This is a genomic window from Leptolyngbya sp. CCNP1308, from assembly GCF_034932455.1.
Classification (GTDB): Bacteria; Cyanobacteriota; Cyanobacteriia; order Phormidesmidales; family Phormidesmidaceae; genus Nodosilinea.
Window position 1 is genome coordinate 38818 of the sequence record NZ_JAYGIH010000042.1, and the last position, 20147, is coordinate 58964.

Consider the following 20147-nt stretch of genomic DNA (forward strand, 5'->3'; position numbering starts at 1 on the left):
AGACAACGCATGCCTCCGGCCAGGTAACGCACAATTGGGGCAGATGACAGGGTTGTCTGTTGTCTGGGGGGTAGGCGTGATAGCAGGAAAGGCGGGGATGAAGACATATCAAACACGGATGGGGCTGGCGGTAGGGCTGGCGGTAGTGGGAATGCCGCTGACAGTGAATGCGCAAAATTCTGGGCCGTCTCTACAGCCGAGACAAACCTCACCTTTGGAGCAGGCTAACGAACTGAACCAACAAGTCATTGAACGCTACCAAGCGGGACAATACCAGGAGGCGATTTCCCTAGCCGAAGAAGCCCTGACAATTCCCCAACTGCTCGCGGCGAATCGCCATCCCGATGTGACCACTAACCTCAATAACCTGGCAGAGTTGCCGAGCCCTAACAGCGGCAGTATGTTCCCTATGCAAGCCAGCCCCCCATCGCCGCAACTGGCTCAGGTAACGCCCAATACCGTCAACGGACAACTGGATGAGACTAGCGACACTTTGGAAGATGGCAGCTATTACAACGTGCATACCTTCGAGGGAACTTCAGGGGAAATCATCTCCATTGAAATGGTGAGTGAATCCTTTGACACTTATCTGATTTTGGTAGGGCCAGATAGGAGTACCGTCGTTCAAGACGATGATGCAGGCGGCAATGGAAATGCTCGTATTGTGGCCACTCTACCGTCAACTGGAACCTATCAAATCTCTACAAACTCATACATCCCAGGAGAAACAGGAGAATACACCTTAACTTGGCGAGCCGCAGCACCTGAAGAGGTAGTACAGAATGCAGCATTGAGGAGAGCCACTGAGCTCAACCAACAAGCTCTCCAGCTTTACTACCAAGGCTTTTATGATGAGGCCGAACCGCTTTATCAAGAGTCTCTCACCACTCGCGGTGAACATTTCGGTGAACGCCATCCCGATTTTGCTCAAAGTCTTAATAACTTAGCATTGCTGTATCAGGCTCAGGAACGTTATGACGAAGCCGAACCTCTCTACCAAGAGTCTCTCGATATTTATATTGAACATTTTGGTGAACGCCATCCCGATGTCGCCAATAGCCTCAACAACCTGGCAGAGCTATATCGGGTTCAGGAGCGCTATGACGAAGCCGAACCTCTCTACCAAGAGTCCCTCGATATTTGGCAAGAGCGGTTGGGCGAAAGTCACCCCAATGTTGCCATCAGCCTCAATAACCTAGCATTGCTGTATCAGGCCCAGGGACGCTATGACGAGGCTGAACCTCTTTATCAGAAATCCCTCGATATTCGACGCGAACAGTTGGGCAACAATCATCCTGATGTCGCTACTAGCCTTAATAACTTGGCGGCGCTGCATCAAGATCAGGGACGCTATGACGAGGCTGAACTTCGCTTCCAAGAATCCCTCAACATTCGCCGAGAGCGCTTAGGCGAGAATTATCCCAGTGTCGCCACTAGCCTTGATAACTTGGCAGGTTTCTATCAAGACCAGGGCCGTTATGGTGAGGCCGAATCCCCCTACCAAGAATCCCTCAACATTCGCCGAGAGCGCTTAGGCGAGAATCATCCTAGTGTCGCCCAGAGCCTTAATAACCTGGCAGGGCTCTATCACGATCAGGGGCGCTATGGCGAGGCAGAAGCTCTTTACCAAGAGTCCCTCAATATTCGCCGTGAGCAGTTGGGTGAACGCCATCCCGATGTTGCCCAGAGCCTTAATAACTTGGCATTGCTCTATCAGGATCAGGGCCGCTATGGCGAGGCAGAAACCCTCTATCAAGAGTCACTCGACATTTGGCGAGCGCAGTTGGGCGAGAATCATCCCAGTGTCGCCGTAAGCCTTAATAACCTAGCAGGGCTCTATCAATACCAAGGGCGCTATGACGAGGCTGAGCCTCTCCACCAAAAATCCCTTGCCATTCGCAATGAGCACTTGGGCGAAAATCATCCCGATGTTGCTCAAAGCCTCAATAACCTGGCATTAATCTATCAAGCCCAGGGGCGCTACGACGAGGCCGAACCTCTTTACCAAGAGTCCCTTGATATTTGGCAAGCGCAGTTGGGCGACCGTCATCCCAGTGTTGCTGCTAGCCTCAGCAACCTGGCAAAGTTATATCGAGACCAGGGCCGCTACAGTGAGGCCGAACCTCTCTACCAAGAGTCCCTCGACATCCGCCGGGAGCGATTAGGCGACCGTCATCCCAGTGTTGCTGATAGCCTCAGCAACCTGGCAGAGTTATATCGAGACCAGGGCCGCTATAGTGAGGCCGAACCTCTCTACCAAGAGTCCCTCGACATCCGTCGGGAGCGATTAGGCGACCGTCATCCCAGTGTTGCTGATAGCCTCAATAACCTGGCAGAGTTGTATCGAGATCAGGGCCGCTATGGTGAGGCAGAACCTCTTTACCAAGAGTCCCTCAACATTCGCCGGGAGCGATTAGGCGCTCGTCATCCCAGTGTTGCTGCTAGCCTCAACAACCTGGCAGTGTTCTATGAAATCCAAGGCCATTATGATGAGGCCGAATCTCGCTTCCAAGAGTCTCTCTCTATTTGGCGGGAGCAGTTGGGCGACCGTCATCCCAGTGTTGCTGCTAGCCTCAACAACTTGGCAGTATTGTACAAGTCCCAGGGCCGCTATGGTGAAGCCGAATCTCGCTTCCAAGAGTCCCTCGCTATTTGGCGAGAGCAATTGGGTGAAAGTCATCCCAATATCGCCCGAGGCCTTAATAGCCTGGCATCGCTTTATCTAGACCAGGGGCGCTTCTTGGAAGCTGAATCCCTCTACCAAGAATCTATTCATATTAAGCGAGAGCAACTAGGTGAAAATCATCCCAGTTTTGCTGTGAGCCTCAACAACTTAGCAGGGCTGTATCGAGACCGGGGCCACTATGGCGAAGCTGAGTCACTTTACCGGGAAGCCCTAGCTATTCGTCTGCAACAACTAGGTGAACGTCATCCTGATGTCGCCGGTAGCCTTGAGGGTCTGGCATTACTCTATCTAGCCCAGGAGCGCTTCTTAGAGGCTGAGGCACGCTCTCAAGAAGCCTTAGCTATTCGTCGGCAGCAGTTCGGAGATCGTCATCCCAGTGTTGCCCAAAGCCTCAATAACCTGGCAGGAATTTATCGAAATCAGGGGCGATTGGGTGAGGCTGAGCCCCTCTACCAGGAAGCTCTCGACATTGCTCGCGAACAGTTGGGTGAGCGACATCCCAATGTCGCTACTAGCCTCAATAATCTGGCAGCACTCTATGTAACCCAGGGGGAAATCGCTCAAGCAGTTGTTTTCTTTCGAGAAGGATTAGCCATTGAAGAGGCAAATTTGGGGATAAATCTATCTACACTCACAGAGACTCAGCGTAAGGACTATGCTGCCACCTTCTCAGCCACCAGTGACTGGGCTATTGCTCTCTCGTTACAAGCACCTGAAGCACAAAGGCTTGGGTTGACCACGCTGCTGCGGCGTAAGGGACGGCTACTGGATGCCGGGAGCAGTAGCTTACAGCGACTCCGACAGAACTTAACCTCAGATGACCAAGTCGTGATCGATGATTGGTTGGCTGCGCGACAACAGCTCGCTACCCTCACCTTCAATCCACCACCTAGTCTGCCATCCCAGCAATATCGGCAACAACTGGCTCGATTGGAATCGGAAGCCAATGACTTAGAAAAGACGCTAGCCCAGCGTAGTGCTCTCTTCCGAGTAGAGGTGGAACCCATTGAAATTGAAGCTGTACAAACTCAAATTCCTGCCAATGGGGTGCTGGTGGAGTACGTGCGCTATCAGCCCTTTGATGCCCAGGTATCCCCTGCTAAGTGGTGGGGAGCCCCTCGCTACGCTGCCTACCTGCTGTTTCCCAATGGCAACATCACCACCGTGGATCTCGGCCCCGCTGCTGACATCGACACCGCTGTCCTTTCTCTCAGTGATGGCCTCGCCAATGCACTAGCGGTGGAAGAAATTCATCGCCGTGCCCAAGTCCTGGATGCGCGGGTTATGGCTCCTCTCCGGGCTTTACTGGAGGGGGTCGAACACCTGCTGATCTCCCCTGATGGTGCCCTCAACCAAATTCCTTTTGAAGTGTTGCGCTCCGACAGGGGGCAATACCTAGTTGAAGCCTTCGAGATTAGTTACCTCACCAGTGGTCGTGACCTGCTCAAGCTTGACCTGATTCCCCCCAGCCCGAACCCTTCTCTTATTCTCGCGGCTCCCAACTATGGCGAGATTGTTGTCGCATTGCCCGATGATAATGGTCAGCGCTCGGTTGATCTGGCGACCCTCACGGTAGGGCCATTGGAATATGCCTTTCGTGAGGGTCGTGCCCTCAGCGCTCTGCTCCCGGATGCGGACTTCCTCACCGGGCGTGACGCGACTGAAACTGCCCTCAAGCAGGCCCAATCTCCCCGCCTTTTGCATATCGCCACTCACGGTCTTTTCCTGGAAGATGCCCCCCGCCGTCAGGAAAACCGTGATGCTGAGGGCATGGCCTTTAACGGCACCTACGAAGTCCCTATCGAAAATCCGCTACTGCGGGCCATGCTGGCCTTAGAAGGCTTCAATGCCCGCAAAAGTGGACAGGAAGACGGTATTCTGACTGCCCTAGAAGCGGCCAATCTCAACCTCTACGGTACTCAATTGGTGGTGCTCTCGGCTTGTGAAACGGCTCAGGGCGAGGTGGTCAGCGGCGAGGGGGTTTACGGTCTACGGCGAGCCTTTACCCTGGCGGGGGCAGAGTCGTTGGTCATGAGTCTGTGGCGTGTGGAAGATGAGGGAACTCAAGACCTGATGGTGCGCTACTACGAAAACCTGCTCAACGGCATGGGCCGCAGTGAAGCCTTGCGCCAGGTGCAGCTAGAGATGATCCACTCGGATGATTACAGTCACCCTTACTACTGGGCCGCATTTGTCCTCACCGGGGATTGGCGTCCCTTAAAGCAATAATGGGGCTGATGAGTCAAGACGACTATGCGCGATCGCCTGCCCCAATCTTTCCAACACTACCGCCAGACCTTACAGGACTGGCAGCAGGAGGCTAGTGCCGATCGCGCCCTGGCCGTGCTAAAAGCCCGTGATGCCCTCCAGGCAGTGTTGGACGCTGGGATCACACCGGGCATCTATACCTTGCAAAATCTCCATAATTTGGATGAAACCCTGCGGCAACAGGTCACGGCCATGACCCCCCTCGTGAATTTTGCTGCCTATCGTCGCAGCCTCTCCCCGCCAGCAACCCGCTGGTGGTGGTCTTTGGACGAGTTGCAGCCACCTCACCGCCGCGATCGCCGGGACTGGCTCTATCGAGGTGGTCAAGTGCTGTTATGGACGATCAGCCTGGGCCTGTTAGGGGACATTATCCGCCGCTTCTTCCTTGGGGGACCGGGGGTCTTGGGCGTATCGGCCATCGCTTTCTCTAGCCTGTTGACCCTACTCAATGCCCGCAGTGAACTGACCGAGGCGGGTCAAGAGGGCTTTGATGATTTGTTAAAAACCCTGAAGGTGCCGTCCCATTGGCAAGAGGAAGCCAAGTTATGCGCCACAGGACTGCTGTCACTCTTTTTATTAGGGCTATGGTTGTCGCTGCCTACCATCTCGAACTTTTACAATCGCTTAGGTATAGCTAATGCAGAGGCCGGACGATTAGGGAGTGCTCAGCAAAATTATCAGAGGGCGATCGCCCTCAATCCCGATAATGTGGATGCCCACTACAACCTCGGCACCCTCCACGAAGACCTGCAACAGTTTGAGCAAGCTCAAACCCAGTATGCGATCGCCCTGCAAGGGGATGTGCCCCAGGCGTATAACAACTTAGGGCGGCTATATTTGCTCCCGGCTCAGACCGATCCCGGTGCAGCGGTGGCGCTGTTATCAGCAGGCTTGGAAGTCTTGGTAGAGCAGGAAGCGGAGCTGAAAACGAAAGGGGAATTTTTTAGCACTCAATACAACCTGTACAAAAATCTAGGCTGGGCGCGGCTACAGCAGGGCCGCTATGAGGAGGCGAAATTTCCCCTACAGGCCGCGATCGGGGCTACTCAGAACCCGGAAGCCGCAGCAGAGATTACCAATCCGGCTTCCGCTCACTGTCTGCTGGCGCAAGTGGAAGCGCAGCAAGGGAATCAAACGGCGGCCTTAAAATCTTGGGCTGAGTGCTATCGTCTCGGAAAAAGCACCAACCCCGATGAAGATCTGTGGGGGTTCCAAGCTTGTCAGCAACTCACGGAGTCAAACCAGCCATGCGTCAAAGATTGAACTTTACCCTTTCTCTGTTTGCCACGGGCTTAATGCTGCCGATCTTCAGCGTTCCTGCCCTGGCTCAGAGCCGCGGGGTGAATTACATCTCAGACATTGGCGGACAGGCAGAGGTGAATGGTAACCGGGCCTACGTGGGGGATTTTGTGCGCGGCACCGATGAATTGCTGGTGCGATCCGGGGGCAATGTGGGGATTGTCTGCAACAACGAAACCCGCGAGCGGCGGTTTCCGGCAGGAACTTACACCGTTGGCGATTACTGTACAGAATCTTCCTCGTCGCGGACAAGGCGGCGGCGGGGGCCTTCTCGGGAGGTGAATGGCACGGTGCCCTATGTGATCAGCCCTCGGGAGACGGCGCTACTGCCAGGGATGGTGCCCACCCTGAGTTGGAATCCGGTGGCGGGGGCGCAGACGTATCAGGTGCAGGTGTATGCGAACCCGACGCAGCCCCTTTGGACAGAGACGGTATCGGGGACTTCGGTGGCCTATGACGGGCCGCCACTAGAGCCAGGGGTGCGCTACCTGATTGAGGTCAGGTCGGATACGGGGCTATCGTCCAATGCGCTGGGCGCTGCGGTGGGTTTCCGGCTGCTGTTGCCCTCGGAGGCAGAGCCGATTCTAGCGGAGGCGGAGGCGTTGAGGGCGGCGGGGCTGAATGAAGATGTGACGGCGATCGCCCTAGCATTGCTCTACAGCAACTCCCCCACAGTGGCGGGACCCAACCCGCTCACCCTGACCCAGGCGGCGTTGGCGGTGCTGAAAGACCGCATTGAGGCGGGGACAGACAATGGGCTGCTCTATGTTCTACAAGGCGATCTCTACCTGTCCATTGGCCTGACGCCCGAGGCCCAAGCGCTTTATCGGCAGGGTTTGGCATTGGCGACAGAATCGGGACAGCTCCAGGGGCAGGCGGGGGCTTGGGATGGCTTGTCACTGTTGGCCCAGGAGCGTGGAGATATTGAGACGGCGATCGCTCAAACCCAGCAGGCATTGGCGCTCTATGACGTGTTGGGCGACCCGGAGCAAGTGGCGGCGCTGGCGGAGCGACTCGATTTTTTGGAGAATCAACGCTAAGGCGGGTTTTGGGGAGGGTGAGGACGTTGGGCGGTAATGGATGATGGCAATGCGTTGGTGGGTTGGATGTTTGATGGCGTTAGGGCTGTGGGGGCCAGCTTCGCTAGCCCTAGCAGAGGAAACTCGATTGGCTCAAACCTCGCCTAACGCTCAAATTCAGGATCCTCTAGAGCACGCAGAGGCACTGCACCAACAGGTCATTGAACTCTACCAAGCGGGACGGTACCAGGAGGCCATTCCCCTAGCCGAAAAATCCCTGGCGATTTATCGCGAGCAGTTGGGAGAGCGCCATCCTGATGTCGCCACCAGCCTCAACAACCTAGCCGGGCTGTATCGAGACCAGGGGCACTATGGGGAAGCCGAACCCCTCTATCAAGAATCCCTGGCGATTCGGCGTGAGCAGTTAAGGGAGAACCATCCCGCTGTCGCCCAAAGCCTCAACAACCTGGCCGGGCTGTATCGAGACCAGGGGCACTATGGGGAAGCCGAACCCCTCTATCAAGAATCCCTGGCGATTTATCGCGAGCAGTTGGGAGAGCGCCATCCCGCTGTCGCTATCAGTCTCAGCAACCTGGCCTTGCTGTATCGAGACCAGGGTCGCTATGGGGAAGCCGAACCCCTATTTCAAGAATCCCTGTCGATTCTGCGCGAGCAGGGAGAGCGCTATCCCGATGTCGCCACCAGCCTCAACAACCTAGCCGGGCTATATCAAGATCAGGGTCGCTATGGGGAAGCCGAGCCCCTATTTCAAGAATCCCTGTCGATTCTGCGCGAGCAGCCAGGAAATTATCATCCCAATGTCGCTGCTAGCCTCAACAACCTGGCCGCGCTGTATCAAGACCAGGGTCGCTATGGGGAAGCCGAACCCCTCTATCAAGAATCCCTGGCAATTCGGCGTGAGCAGTTGGGAGAGCGCCATCCCGATGTCGCCCAAAGCCTCAACAACCTGGCCGAGTTGTATCGTGTCCAGGGCCGCTATGGAGAAGCGGAACCTCTTTATCAAGAATCCCTGTCGATTCGACGCAAGCAGTTGAGAGAACGCCATCCCGATGTCGCCCAAAGCCTCAACAATCTGGCCGAGTTGTATCGTGTCCAGGGCCGCTATGGAGAAGCGGAACCTCTTTATCAAGAATCCCTGTCGATTGTCCGTGAGCAGTTGGGAGAGCGCCATCCCGATGTCGCCAGCAGCCTCAACAACCTGGCCTTGCTGTATCAGGACCAGGGACGCTATGGAGAAGCGGAACCCCTCTATCAAGAATCCTTGGCAATTCGGCGTGAGCAGTTGGGAGAGCGCCATCCCGATGTCGCCAGCAGCCTCAACAATCTGGCCGCGCTGTACCAAACCCAGGGCCGCTATGGAGAAGCGGAACCTCTTTATCAAGAATCCCTGTCGATTTGGCGCGAGCAGTTGGGGACGCGCCATCCCGATGTCGCCGACAGCCTCAACAACCTGGCCTCCCTGTATCAAGCCCAGAGAAACATCGCCCAGGCAGTGCCCGCCTTTCAGGCCGGGTTGGAGATTCAAGAGTGGAACCTGGAGCTGAATCTGGCCACCCTGACTGACGCCCAACGGCAGGACTATGCTGCTACCCTGGCGGGCTCTACGGATTGGGCTATTTCCCTGTCCCTGCAAGCGGCTGAGGCGCAACCCCTCGGGCTGACCACCCTGCTGCGCCGCAAGGGACGGCTGCTAGAGGCGGGTAGTAGCAGCCTGCAGCGGCTGCGGCAAAACCTCACCCCAGCCGACCAAACCGTGCTGGAGGATTTTATTGCCGTGCAGCAACGACTCGCCACCCTCACCTTTAATCCTCCTCCTAACCTCTCGCCCGAGCAATATCGGCAGCAACTGGCGCAACTGGAAGCCCAGGCCACAGACTTGGAGAAGACCCTGGCCCAGCACAGTGCCGTCTTCCGGGTGGAGACCCAGCCCGTTGACATAGCTAAGGTGCAGGCCCAACTTCCCACCAATGGGGTGCTGGTGGAGTACGGGCGTTATCGGCCCTTTGATGCTCAGGCTGATTCCGCCAACCGCTTTGGCGACCCTCGCTATGCTGCCTATCTGCTGTTTCCTGATGGTCGGATGGCCGTGACGGATTTGGGGGATGCTGCCGAGATCGACACTGCCGTCCTTTCCCTCGCCGAGGCATTAGAAGACCCCAACCAAAGTGTGGAAGAAGTTCACCGCCGCGCTCAAACCCTGGATGCACGGGTCATAGCTCCGATTCGGGAGCCACTAGAGGGGGTAGAACACCTGCTGATTTCCCCTGATGGTGCCCTCAACCAAATTCCCTTTGAGGTGTTGCGCTCCGATAGTGGTCAATACCTGATTGAAGCCTTCGAGATCAGCTACCTCACCAGTGGTCGCGACCTGCTCAAGCTCGACCTGATTCCCCCTAGCCTGAACCCCCCTATGATCCTCGCGGCTCCCAACTATGGCGAAATCGTTGCCGCTGCGCCCGATGACAATGGTCAGCGCTCGGTTGATCTGGCAACCCTCACGGTGGGGCCATTGGAATATGCCTTTCGTGAGGGACGCGCCCTCAGCGCTCTGCTCCCGGATGCGGAGTTCCTTACCGGGCGTGACGCGACTGAAACGGCCCTCAAGCAGTCTCAAGCTCCCCGCCTCTTGCACATCGCTACCCACGGTCTTTTCCTGAAAGACGCGCCCCGCCGTCAGGAAAACGGTGATGCTGAGGGCACGGTCTTTAACGGCACCTATGAAGTGCCTATCGAAAATCCTTTACTGCGCGCCATGCTGGCCCTGGAAGGCTTTAATGCCCGCAAGAGTGGACAAGAAGACGGCATTCTGACGGCTCTAGAAGCGGCCAATCTGAACCTCTACGGCACTCAACTGGTGGTGCTCTCGGCTTGCGAAACGGCTCAGGGCGAGGTTTTCAGCGGCGAGGGGGTTTACGGTCTACGGCGAGCCTTTACCCTGGCGGGTGCAGAGTCCTTGGTACTCAGCCTATGGAATGTGGAAGATGACAGCACCCAAGAGCTGATGGTGGGCTACTACGACAATTTGCTCAGTGGTATGGACCGCAGTGAAGCTCTGCGCCAGGTGCAGCGAGAGATGATTCACTCGGATGACTACAGCCACCCCTACCACTGGGCCGCGTTTGTACTGACCGGCGACTGGCGTTCCTTAAAGGCCTTAAATTAGCGAGGCTGCGATTGGAGGCAACTTAACGATCAATCCTTTGCACAGCAAGGATTTCCAGTAGTCCAGTCCTTTGTCAGTCCAAGGACTAAATTTTGTTTAAGACTGGTGGTACACCGCTCGTTTTTGCCTGATTTTGAGGTTGAACTCTCTGTTATTGCGTTGAGTGGCTGTCTGACGCGCAACGCGACTAGTTGATTCCCGGCACAACCTAGTCGTTCTGACTTACCTATACCTATCCTGTCAGAAGGTCCTGACGTAGCTGAAAGGTAATTGTTTAACGCCGTGTTAGACAAACTTTGGAACTTTTCACGAAACATCCGCCGAGAGAGCTTGTGATTCTGCTCTGAGGCGCGGGCAGCTATTCAAAAAAACTTTAGATAACGCTTGCCTCCGGCCAGGTGACGCACAATTGAGGCGGATGACACGGTTGGCTGTTGTTGGGGGGGTAGGCGTGATAGCTGGAAAGGCGAGGATGAAGAAATATCAAACACGGATGGGGCTGGCGGTAGGACTGGCGGTAGTGGGAATGCCGCTGACAGTGAATGCGCAACATTCTAGGCCGTCTCTACAGCCGAGACAAACCTCACCTTTCGAGCAGGCTAACGAACTGAACCAACAGGTCATTGAACGCTACCAGGCAGGACGCTACCAGGATGCCATTCCCTTAGCCGAAGAATCCCTGGTGATTTCCCAACTGCTCGCGGCGAATCGCCGTCTCGATGTCGCTGCCAGCCTCAATAACTTTGCAGGGCTGTCGAGCCCTAACAGCGGCAGTATGTTCCCTGTGCAGGCCAGCCCCTCGTCGCCGCAACTGGCTCAGGTGACGCCCACTACTGTTACTGGGCAACTGGATGAGAACAGCGAAATTCTGGAGGATGACGGCAGCTATTTCAACGTGCATACCTTTGAAGGAAAGGCCGGAGAGTTCATCATCATTGAACTGGTGAGTGAAGCGTTTGACACCTATCTCCTGCTTAGAGGGCCGGACGGCCAGACTATCGCTCAAGATGATGACGGTAATGGTGGCACGAATTCTCGGATTGTCGTGACCTTGCCCACTACCGGGACTTATCAGATGGTTGCTAACTCCTACACTGTGGGGGCAACCGGACGGTACACCCTGAGCTGGAAACCCGCAACTGCCGCTGATTTTGCTCAAGCAGAAGCGCTTCAACGGGTCGTCAGTCTAAACCAACAGGTGGTTGAACTCTACCAGGCAGGACGCTACCAGGATGCCATTCCCTTAGCCGAAGAAGCCCTGTCGATTCGGCGCGAGCAGTTGGGCGATCGCCATCCCGATGTCGCCACCAGCCTCAACAATCTGGCCTTTCTGTATCAAGACCAGGGCCGCTATGGGGAAGCCGAACATCTCTATCAAGAATCTCTGTCGATTCTCCGTGAGCAGTTGGGCGATCGCCATCCTGATGTAGCCCTCAGCCTCAACAACCTGGCCGAGTTGTATCGTGACCAGGGTCGCTATGGCGACGCCGAGCCCCTTTATCGAGAAGCCCTATCGATTCGGCGCGAGCAGTTGGATGAGCATCATCCCGATATCGCCACCAGCCTCAACAACCTGGCCGGGCTTTATGTAAACCAGGGCCGCTATGGGGAAGCCGAAACTCTCTTACAAGAATCCCTATCGATACGGCGCGAGCAGTTGGATGGGCATCATCCCGATATCGCCACCAGCCTCAACAACCTGGCCGAGTTGTATCGTGTCCAGGGCCGCTATGGGGAAGCCGAACCCCTCTTTCAAGAAGCCCTGTCGATTTTCCGTGAGCAGTTGGGCGATCGCCATTCCGATGTCGCCACCAGCCTCAACAACCTGGCCGGGCTTTATGTAAACCAGGGCCGCTATGGGGAAGCCGAACCCCTCTTTCAAGAATCCCTGTCGATTCTGCGAGAGCAGTTGGGCGATCGCCATCCCGATGTCGCCCTCAGCCTCAACAACCTGGCCTCGCTCTATCAAGAGCAGGGCCGCTATGGGGAAGCCGAACCCCTCTTTCAAGAAGTCCTGTCGATTCTGCGAGAGCAGCTGGGGAATCGCCATCCCGATGTCGCCCTCAGCCTCAACAACCTGGCCTCGCTCTATCAAGAGCAGGGCCGCTATGGGGAAGCCGAACCCCTCTTTCAAGAAGTCCTGTCGATACGGCGCGAGCAGTTGGGGGAGCGCCATCCCGATGTGGCCGCCAGCCTCAGCAACCTGGCTGGGTTGTATCGTGCCCAAGGTCTCTATGGGGAAGCCGAACCTCTCTTTCAAGAAGTCCTGTCGATACGGCGCGAGCAGTTGGGGGAGCGCCATCCCGATGTGGCTGCCAGCCTCAGCAACCTGGCTGGGTTGTATTATGCCCAGGGCCGCTATGGGGAAGTGGAACCCCTCTTACAAGAAGCCCTGTCGATTTGGCGCGAGCAGTTGGGGAATCAACATCCTGCGGTCGCCCTCAGCCTCAATAACCTAGCCGCACTCTATCAAGACCAGGGTCGCTATGGGGAAGCCGAACCCCTCTATCAAGAAGCCCTGTCGATTTGGCGTGAGCAGTTGGGCGATCGCCATCCCGATGTCGCCCTCAGCCTCAACAACCTGGCCGAGTTGTATCGTGACCAGGGTCGCTATGGGGAAGCCGAACCTCTCTATCAAGAATCCCTGTCGATTCGGCGCGAGCAGTTGGGCGATCGCCATCCCGATGTCGCCTTCAGCCTCAACAACCTGGCCTTGCTGTATTATGCCCAGGGCCGCTATGGGGAAGCCGAACCCCTCTATCAAGAATCCCTGTCGATTTTCCGTGAGCAGCTGGGCGATCGCCATCCCGATGTCGCCACCAACCTCAACAATCTGGCCGGGCTGTATCAAGCTCAGGGAGACATTGCCCAGGCGGTGCCCGCCTTCCAGTCCGGGTTAGAGATTCAAGAATGGAACCTAGAGCTGAATCTGGCTACCCTGACTGACGCCCAACGGCAGGACTATGCTGCCACCCTCGCGGGCTCTACGGATAGGGCCATTGCCCTATCCCTGCAGGCAACCGAGGCGCAACCCCTGGGGCTGACCACGCTGCTGCGCCGCAAGGGACGGCTGCTAGAGGCAGGTAGCAGCAGCCTGCAGCGGCTGCGGCAAAACCTCACCCCAGCCGACCGGGTAGTGCTGGAGGATTTCATTGCGGTGCAGCAACGCCTCGCCACTCTCACCTTCAATCCTCCGCCTAATCTCTCGCCCGAACAATACCGGCAGCAACTGGCGCAACTGGAAACCGAAGCCACTGACCTGGAAAAGACTTTAGCCCAGCGCAGCGCCGTCTTCCGGGCGGAGACTCAACCCGTTGACATGGCCACGGTGCAGGCTCAAATTCCCGCTGATGGGATGCTGGTGGAGTACGTGCGCTATCAGCCCTTTGATGCCCAAGCTGGTCCAGCAAGCACTTGGGGAGACCCTCGTTACGCGGCCTACCTGCTGTTTCCCAATGGCCGGATGGAGGCAATGGATCTGGGGGATGCTGCCAAAATTGATGCCGCCGTCCTCTCCCTTGCCAAGGCCTTAGAAGACCCCAACCAAAGTGTGGACGAAATTCATAGCCGCGCTCAAACCCTGGATGCACTGGTCATGGCTCCGCTCCGGGAGCCACTGGAGGGGGTCGAACACCTGCTGATTTCCCCTGACGGTGCCCTCAACCAAATTCCCTTTGAAGTGCTGCGCTCCGACAACGGTCAATACCTGATCGAAACCTTTGAGATCAGCTACCTCACCAGCGGTCGTGACCTGCTCAAGCTTGACCTGATTCCCCCCAGCCTGACCCCCCCTATGATCCTCGCGGCTCCCAGCTATGGCGAAATCGTTGCCGCTGTGCCCGATGACAATGGTCAGCGCTCGGTTGATCTGGCGACTCTCTCCGTGGGGCCATTGGAATATGCCTTTCGTGAGGGTCGCGCCCTCAGCGCTCTCCTCCCGGATGCGGACTTCCTCACCGGACGTGACGCGACCGAAACGGCCCTCAAGCAGTCCCAATCTCCCCGCCTCTTGCACATCGCCACCCACGGTCTTTTTCTGGAAGACGCGCCCCGCCGTCAGGAAAACGGTGATGCTGAGGGCACGGTCTTTAACGACACCTACGAAGTGCCTATCGAAAATCCTCTACTGCGGGCCATGCTGGCCATGGAAGGCTTTAATGCCCGCAAAAGTGGACAGGAGGACGGTATTCTCACTGCCCTGGAAGCGGCCAGCCTGAACCTCTACGGCACTCAACTGGTGGTGCTCTCAGCTTGTGAAACGGCTCAGGGCGAGGTAGTCAGCGGCGAAGGGGTTTACGGTTTACGGCGAGCTTTTACCCTGGCGGGGGCCGAGTCTTTGGTCATGAGTCTGTGGCGCGTGGAAGATGAAGGTACCCAAGACCTGATGGTGCGCTATTACGAGAACCTACTCAACGGCATGGGCCGCAGCGAGGCACTCCGCCAGATGCAGTTAGAGATGATCCACTCGAATGATTACAGCCACCCCTACTACTGGGCCGCGTTTGTCCTCACCGGGGATTGGCGTTCCTTAAAGGCCTTAAACTAGCGGGTCCGCGATTTGGGGCAACTTACTGATCAATCCTTTGCACAGCAAGGATTTCCAGTAGTATGTCGATTCAGGAGTCAGCCATGAATGTTACCCAGCTTGTGTTTTCTTGGCCTTAGGAGGCTCAGTACTCCTGCGAACCTGATACCTATCAAGGGTGGGCTATTGAAGACTACGACTTCGAGCTGAGTGGTGTTGCCCCTGCGGCAGGCGATGTCCGTTCCTGGGAGGGACGGCAGTGGACAGTCGCGCAGGTTGAGGATTATTCCCCCGCCGATGGTTCGGCAAACAGTTTCAGCGTGGCGGTGCTGACCCTGGATGGCCAAGTTCCGGAACGCGACCCGTGGGACAGCGCCGGGCAGCGGCTCATGTATGTTTGCGTCTCCCCCGACGACGTGCTGTTTGGTTTACCTGAGCATCCTGAGGCACTCACTGAGGTGGGTGCTGAAGTCCACGATATGCCGGGGTGGGTGGCTAGCACCGTGAGGGAATTTGAGCTGGTTGCCGAGGGCACCTATGATCATGTCTTGGTCTACTGGTGCGCTGCGGCAGTCGTGCCCCAACAACAGGCGATCGCTGCTTAGAGACTGCGATCGCCCCTCCCATTTCAAAGCCCTTGCCGTCCGGTGGTGTTTTGGGTCGGTGTGACGCCAGTTACCGTCAGTTACCGCCACTCAACCGCCAGTTACCGCTTTCCCCCGCCAGGGCTCTCTGATTCTGACTCCCTGGGCGACATGGGACGTCATGGGGCGACACCGAGCGTTAGATGGCACAGTAGCCCTAGCCGCGAGGGTAGCTACGCCCTAAGAGGGCTACGCTTCCGAACCGTACAGACACTACGCCATCCCTGGCGGTGTCCAACCCTCCTAAACCCCGTCCAGCAATCGGTTTAGCGATTTCCAGGGGCAGGCTGATCGCAATAGGCCCTCTGCCCCTGCCCCACCGGCCAAGGCCCCTTCAATGGGGTGTGATGGGTGGGGCGGCGACGGCAATAGCCAACAAAATGCCCCCAGCGAGCGCCAGGGGCAGAGGTGAAATTCCATTTACGTCCGCTAGCTTACTCCGGCTACCGCCCCCACTGGCCAAGGGCACCATCATCGCCGAAGGCTTACTTCTCCAGATTCTCCTGCCGGAGCCGGTGGAACTTCTCCGCCGCACTGTCGGCATAGCTCTTAATCGACTCATAGCCCGCTTGGGGGCGCGTATCGTGGGCCAGTTCAGGATTACCCGAATACCACTCCGCCGCCACCCGCTTCACCGCCGTGTTCATATCGTGGCCCGCCTGAATCTGTCGCTGCAGCGCACTCTCCAGCTTGACCCCCACGATCTGCTGCTGAATCTCGGGGTTCTGTAAAAACTCCTGAGGCGACACATCGCGGCCCAGCACATCGTAATCCCAGCCGCAGTTGCTCTTCGGCTTGCCGTCCCAGGAGCAATTGAGATTCTGCGGCATCACCTGCCCTAGCCCTAGCGCCCCCGTGTCAGGGTTGACGGCCCTGGGGTCACCGCCCGATTCCTTGGCAACAATCGCCTGGTAGAGCGCAAGCGTATCCCCTAACCTCTCATTCGGCTTGCGACCATTGAGTGCCCAGACCAGATAGCCCTTCTGCGGAGCCTGGGCCACGCCCCCCTGCCGCTGCTCCCAGTGCAGGTGAGCGCCCGTGCTGCTGCCCGTGTTACCCGTCTTGGCCACCACCGCCCCGGCCCGGTGCTCTCCCCCCTTGCAGTGGGACAGGTGAGCCGCCCGAAACGTGATCTCAGGGAACGCCGAACTGGTCATATCCGCCACCGTGCCATACCCCTTGGGGTCGCTCCAGCAGCGCACCGACACCGTATCTCCGGCGTAGCCGATCGCATGAACCTGCACCCCCTCCGGCGTCGGCAAATCAATACCCGAGTGCATCCGCATCTCGTTGTGGATCGGGTGCATCCGCAGGCCAAAACCCGAGTTGACCGTGTAGCCCGCGATCACATCGCCCTTGCTGATCAGGGCCTTGAAGTCATCGTCATAGAACCCGGCCACCGCCTCCGCCACGGCGCTGACTTTACGGAACCGTGCCCCCCAAGATTCATTCGTCTCTTTATCGACCATTACCCAGACTGAGGTGGCGATCGCCCCCATGCAGACCAGCTTGAGCACCAGCTCGCCCGCCTGCATCGCCGTGCCAATCACGTAGCGCCAGGTGGGCGGCAACTCCGACCAGTGGGGCTTGATATGTTTAACGGTTGAGTTCACTGTGGGTCACCTCCCCCTCCGTCACCGTCACATCGAGGGCCAGGCCGTTGTCCAAGGCCCAGCGGTAGACCCCGTTACCCAGGGCGCAGGCAGGTTGCCCCAACCACTCCAGAGCGATCGCCTCCGATTCCCCCACCAACGCCCTGCGCAGCTCCGCCTTGGTGGCATCGAGGGCAACCGGGTCAGGAGCCACCGCCACACAGGCTTGCAGACGGGCATCCTCGCCAGACAGACGATGCACCAGCTGCCATGCCGCAGGCTGATGGGTGTTGACCCACGACCTCACTCCATAGACCGGGTTGTAGAACTGCCCCCGGCCTGGCTGCTTCAGGTCTAAAAACGCGGCCCCGACGAACAACGCCGCCAGGGCCAGCAGGTACCGGGTGCGGATTCGCCAGAACAGCATCGCTACTCCCCGACCTTCACAGCGCGGGTGTAGGGACGAGTCTCAATCGGCTGCCCCACCCGTTCTTCCCCGGTCAAGACCTTGTGGGCGCTGCCCGCCAGACTCTGGGTTGGCACCACCAGCATGGCCCCGAAGTTGGTTCCCGCCACCACCGGATTCCAAATGTCGCCCCCGGCCTTAACCGCCGAACCTTGCAGCACATTTAGCCCCGCCGAGAGTACGAATAGCCCGCCCCAGACCGAAATAAAAGCTCCACCCATCGTCTGTAACGGGTGGTTGCGCAAGCAGCTCAGGCCGCTACGAATCACCGGAAAAATGCTCCAGGGATCGGTGGTGGGGGTGATGACAAAGATCGGCTTGCGCTTGCCGCTAGTGGCATCAAACCAGCCGCCATCCTGCACATTAGATCGCATGGCATTGCGTGGCGCGAGCTGGACACCGCTGCCCCGCCCTGGAGATGACAGCTGAGGCGTAATGTCGATGATTTGCCCGTCGATGATCTCAGGGCCGTTGTTGCCGTTGGCGAGTTGATTGTTCTTGGAGCTAGCCATTAGGAATTTTCCTCAATGATGGATTTGATGCGGTCAAACAAATCGGAGCCCTCCTGGTACTTCTTGCCAGTGCAACCCAGCACCTCTTTGATGACTTGGGAGCGGGGCATCCCCTGGGCTAACGCGTTGGTTACCGCGATGATCAGGGGCAGATCCGGGGCTAAAGAGGGGTCTGGAAACTTGGAAACGTTCGTTTCACCCAGAGGTGAAAGCCTTACCCCGTCCTCGTTTCCGTCCGTTGCACCCGCCGTTGCAGGGGCGTAACTCAGTTTCGGCACTTCATAGGCCACCATCGGCAGCCATTCCTTGATTTCTGAGTGGTAAAAAACAGCCTGCTTGGGTGAGAACGATCGCTCAAAAATCACCTCATCCTCGATTGGCGGAATGCTGGTGTCAGACTTCCGCAGGCTCTCTAGATGGCTCTGGCTGCTGGGGGTCTGAATAGTGAGCAGATCAAACGTGGCCCGCATACCGCCGCTGACCCCGATATCGCCCACCAGCGACGACTGAGTAATGGCCCACAGAGCGCGATCATCCGTCTCCCCCGACGACAACTCCATCGTGAGCTGCGACTTGAGGAACCCCTCATACCAGGTCTTAAAAGCCGTCTTCATCATCGCCAGCTCGTCGATGATCAGCACCTTGGGCCGCTGGGGCAGCTGCCGCCAGGCAAAGATGAACTTCTGCATCTGGTCGCAGATGTCGTCGATATCCTCTTTGGATTCCAACGAATCGGCCATGAACCCGAGCACGTTGTCGGCCTGCTTCCAGTAGCCGTGCTCCTTGGGGTGGTACTTAGGCTGAATCACCCACACCACCGCGCCCTGTTTCACCTGGGCCTGCCGATAGGCGTGGGCCACCGTCAGCCCCTTGCCAACCCGAGGATTGGCTGAAATCAGGGTAGGCCGCATACGAGCGGCGAGAATAGCGGCAGGATTGCCCACCCGAAAGGACTCAGGCGCCCCGGCAAAGGGCACCTGCCCGTTCCAGCTCTGCGGCTCGGGTTGAATTAGGGGGCCTGCAATCGCCACCTTAGGCTGCTCCCCACCCAGCGCCCAAGCCACCCCACAACCGACGGCCACAGCTCCAAAGGCAATCGCCGCTGGCAGATACGGATAGGTTTTCTCGTAGCGAATTTGAGCCCCGTTGGCAAAGGCTTCCAGGTCAGCAGGAGTGAGGTTGCTGGCAGGCCGTTGCAGCCCACAGAACAGCCCCAGAGCAGCGGCCCCCATGGAGCCATAGAGCAGATGGTTAGTCTCTAACTTCATGGGCCTGCACCTCTTCAGACAAAGAGTGTTGGCGGTCGTGGTACTGAACCAGGTTCTCGATCGCGACCACCGCCAAATTGGTCGGCGGGTCTTGGGGCAGCGCCGCCATCGAGCGGGCCACCTCCACAGCCTCGACTCGGAAGAGCGCCGCATTCGCCTGTCGCCAATCGCGATCGCCCTTGGCCGTATCCAACATCACTTGAGCATCTCGCTGGTAACGGTTGAGGGGGCAAATGAGCTGCTGTTGGTAGCAGGGGTCAGTGGGCTTTAGAACGTCCTGTTCCGCCTGCTGGCGGTAGCGGTAGGCCTCATTGTTGAGCACCGACCGACCGACGTCGGCCAACACCAAACGGCTGTCTTCGTAGTTGCCCGAGAGCCGATCTTGAGCCGCTGCCAGCACGTTCTCGTAGTTAGGGGCAGGCAGTTCGCTCTGATAAGTGCCCTCGTCGCCAGTACGGCCTGACTGAGCAAAGGCGAAGGCAGTGCCAGAGAGGGCAGCTACCGCGATGCCACCGGCAGCCCAGTAACGGCGGTTTTGCCACCAGGGAACGGGGGCCAGGTAGATGTTTTGGATGGGCGATGCACCGCCAACGACCTCGCGACGGTATTCGAGGGGGACGGCAGGGGGAGTGAATTTAGCTTCCATGGCGTTATGACCAGAGTTACGGCGTTAACAGGATGAAA

General features: G+C 57.6%; 11 protein-coding genes. 6 read left to right on the forward strand and 5 right to left on the reverse strand.

Going from position 1 to position 20147, the window contains the following annotated elements; all coding sequences use genetic code 11:
* The first annotated feature begins 97 nt into the window (after window positions 1–97).
* The 6 genes from VB780_RS12870 to VB780_RS12895 all read left to right on the forward strand — a co-directional run bounded on the left by VB780_RS12870 (window position 98) and on the right by VB780_RS12895 (window position 15586).
* The gene (locus VB780_RS12870; protein WP_323351559.1) at window positions 98–4915 is read left to right on the forward strand and encodes a tetratricopeptide repeat protein; all 4818 of its coding nucleotides are present in this window, start codon (window positions 98–100) and stop codon (window positions 4913–4915) included.
* A 24-nt stretch (window positions 4916–4939) separates the two neighbouring features.
* Window positions 4940–6217, forward strand: a complete 1278-nt coding sequence (locus VB780_RS12875; RefSeq protein WP_323351560.1) for a tetratricopeptide repeat protein — start codon at window positions 4940–4942, stop codon at window positions 6215–6217.
* Entirely contained in the window at window positions 6202–7293 is a 1092-nt protein-coding gene (locus VB780_RS12880; RefSeq protein ID WP_323351561.1) for a tetratricopeptide repeat protein, read from the forward strand. Before VB780_RS12875 ends, VB780_RS12880 begins: the two co-directional genes overlap by 16 nt.
* Window positions 7294–7420: 127 nt before the next feature.
* Window positions 7421–10456 (forward strand): CHAT domain-containing tetratricopeptide repeat protein, encoded by a 3036-nt coding sequence (locus VB780_RS12885; RefSeq protein ID WP_323351562.1) that lies wholly within the window; start codon window positions 7421–7423, stop codon window positions 10454–10456.
* 472 nt (window positions 10457–10928) lie between these two features.
* Window positions 10929–15002, forward strand: a complete 4074-nt coding sequence (locus VB780_RS12890; RefSeq protein WP_323351563.1) for a tetratricopeptide repeat protein — start codon at window positions 10929–10931, stop codon at window positions 15000–15002.
* A 299-nt stretch (window positions 15003–15301) separates the two neighbouring features.
* Window positions 15302–15586 carry a hypothetical protein gene (locus VB780_RS12895; RefSeq protein ID WP_323351564.1) on the forward strand — a complete coding sequence of 95 codons (285 nt, stop codon included), beginning with the start codon at window positions 15302–15304 and terminating at the stop codon, window positions 15584–15586.
* Between the two features lie 524 nt (window positions 15587–16110).
* Here VB780_RS12895 and VB780_RS12900 read toward each other — a convergent pair.
* From VB780_RS12900 to VB780_RS12920, 5 genes are read right to left on the reverse strand one after another with little or no spacing between them, the layout of a single operon-like run.
* Window positions 16111–17238: a peptidoglycan DD-metalloendopeptidase family protein gene (locus VB780_RS12900; protein WP_323351565.1), complete on the reverse strand. Its 1128-nt coding sequence runs from the start codon at window positions 17236–17238 to the stop codon at window positions 16111–16113.
* The gene (locus tag VB780_RS12905) at window positions 17222–17644 is read right to left on the reverse strand and encodes a hypothetical protein (RefSeq protein ID WP_323351566.1); all 423 of its coding nucleotides are present in this window, start codon (window positions 17642–17644) and stop codon (window positions 17222–17224) included. Before VB780_RS12905 ends, VB780_RS12900 begins: the two co-directional genes overlap by 17 nt.
* 2 nt (window positions 17645–17646) lie before the next feature.
* On the reverse strand, window positions 17647–18195 hold the full coding sequence (locus VB780_RS12910) for a hypothetical protein (protein ID WP_323350650.1): 549 nt from the start codon (window positions 18193–18195) through the stop codon (window positions 17647–17649).
* A complete protein-coding gene (locus VB780_RS12915; protein ID WP_323351567.1) occupies window positions 18195–19463 on the reverse strand; it encodes a hypothetical protein in 1269 nt (422 codons plus the stop codon). Before VB780_RS12915 ends, VB780_RS12910 begins: the two co-directional genes overlap by 1 nt.
* Window positions 19447–20109 (reverse strand): hypothetical protein, encoded by a 663-nt coding sequence (locus VB780_RS12920; RefSeq protein ID WP_323351568.1) that lies wholly within the window; start codon window positions 20107–20109, stop codon window positions 19447–19449. The genes VB780_RS12915 and VB780_RS12920 overlap by 17 nt, the downstream gene beginning before the upstream one ends.
* Window positions 20110–20147 lie beyond the last annotated feature (38 nt).

Coding starts and splice junctions, on each gene's coding strand:
- VB780_RS12910 (WP_323350650.1), bottom strand. CDS start 18,195: ATGGCTAGCTCCAAGAACAATCAACTCGCCAACGGCAACAACGGCCCT.
- VB780_RS12915 (WP_323351567.1), bottom strand. CDS start 19,463: ATGAAGTTAGAGACTAACCATCTGCTCTATGGCTCCATGGGGGCCGCT.
- VB780_RS12875 (WP_323351560.1), top strand. CDS start 4,940: ATGCGCGATCGCCTGCCCCAATCTTTCCAACACTACCGCCAGACCTTA.
- VB780_RS12870 (WP_323351559.1), top strand. CDS start 98: ATGAAGACATATCAAACACGGATGGGGCTGGCGGTAGGGCTGGCGGTA.
- VB780_RS12905 (WP_323351566.1), bottom strand. CDS start 17,644: ATGCTGTTCTGGCGAATCCGCACCCGGTACCTGCTGGCCCTGGCGGCG.
- VB780_RS12880 (WP_323351561.1), top strand. CDS start 6,202: ATGCGTCAAAGATTGAACTTTACCCTTTCTCTGTTTGCCACGGGCTTA.
- VB780_RS12920 (WP_323351568.1), bottom strand. CDS start 20,109: ATGGAAGCTAAATTCACTCCCCCTGCCGTCCCCCTCGAATACCGTCGC.
- VB780_RS12890 (WP_323351563.1), top strand. CDS start 10,929: ATGAAGAAATATCAAACACGGATGGGGCTGGCGGTAGGACTGGCGGTA.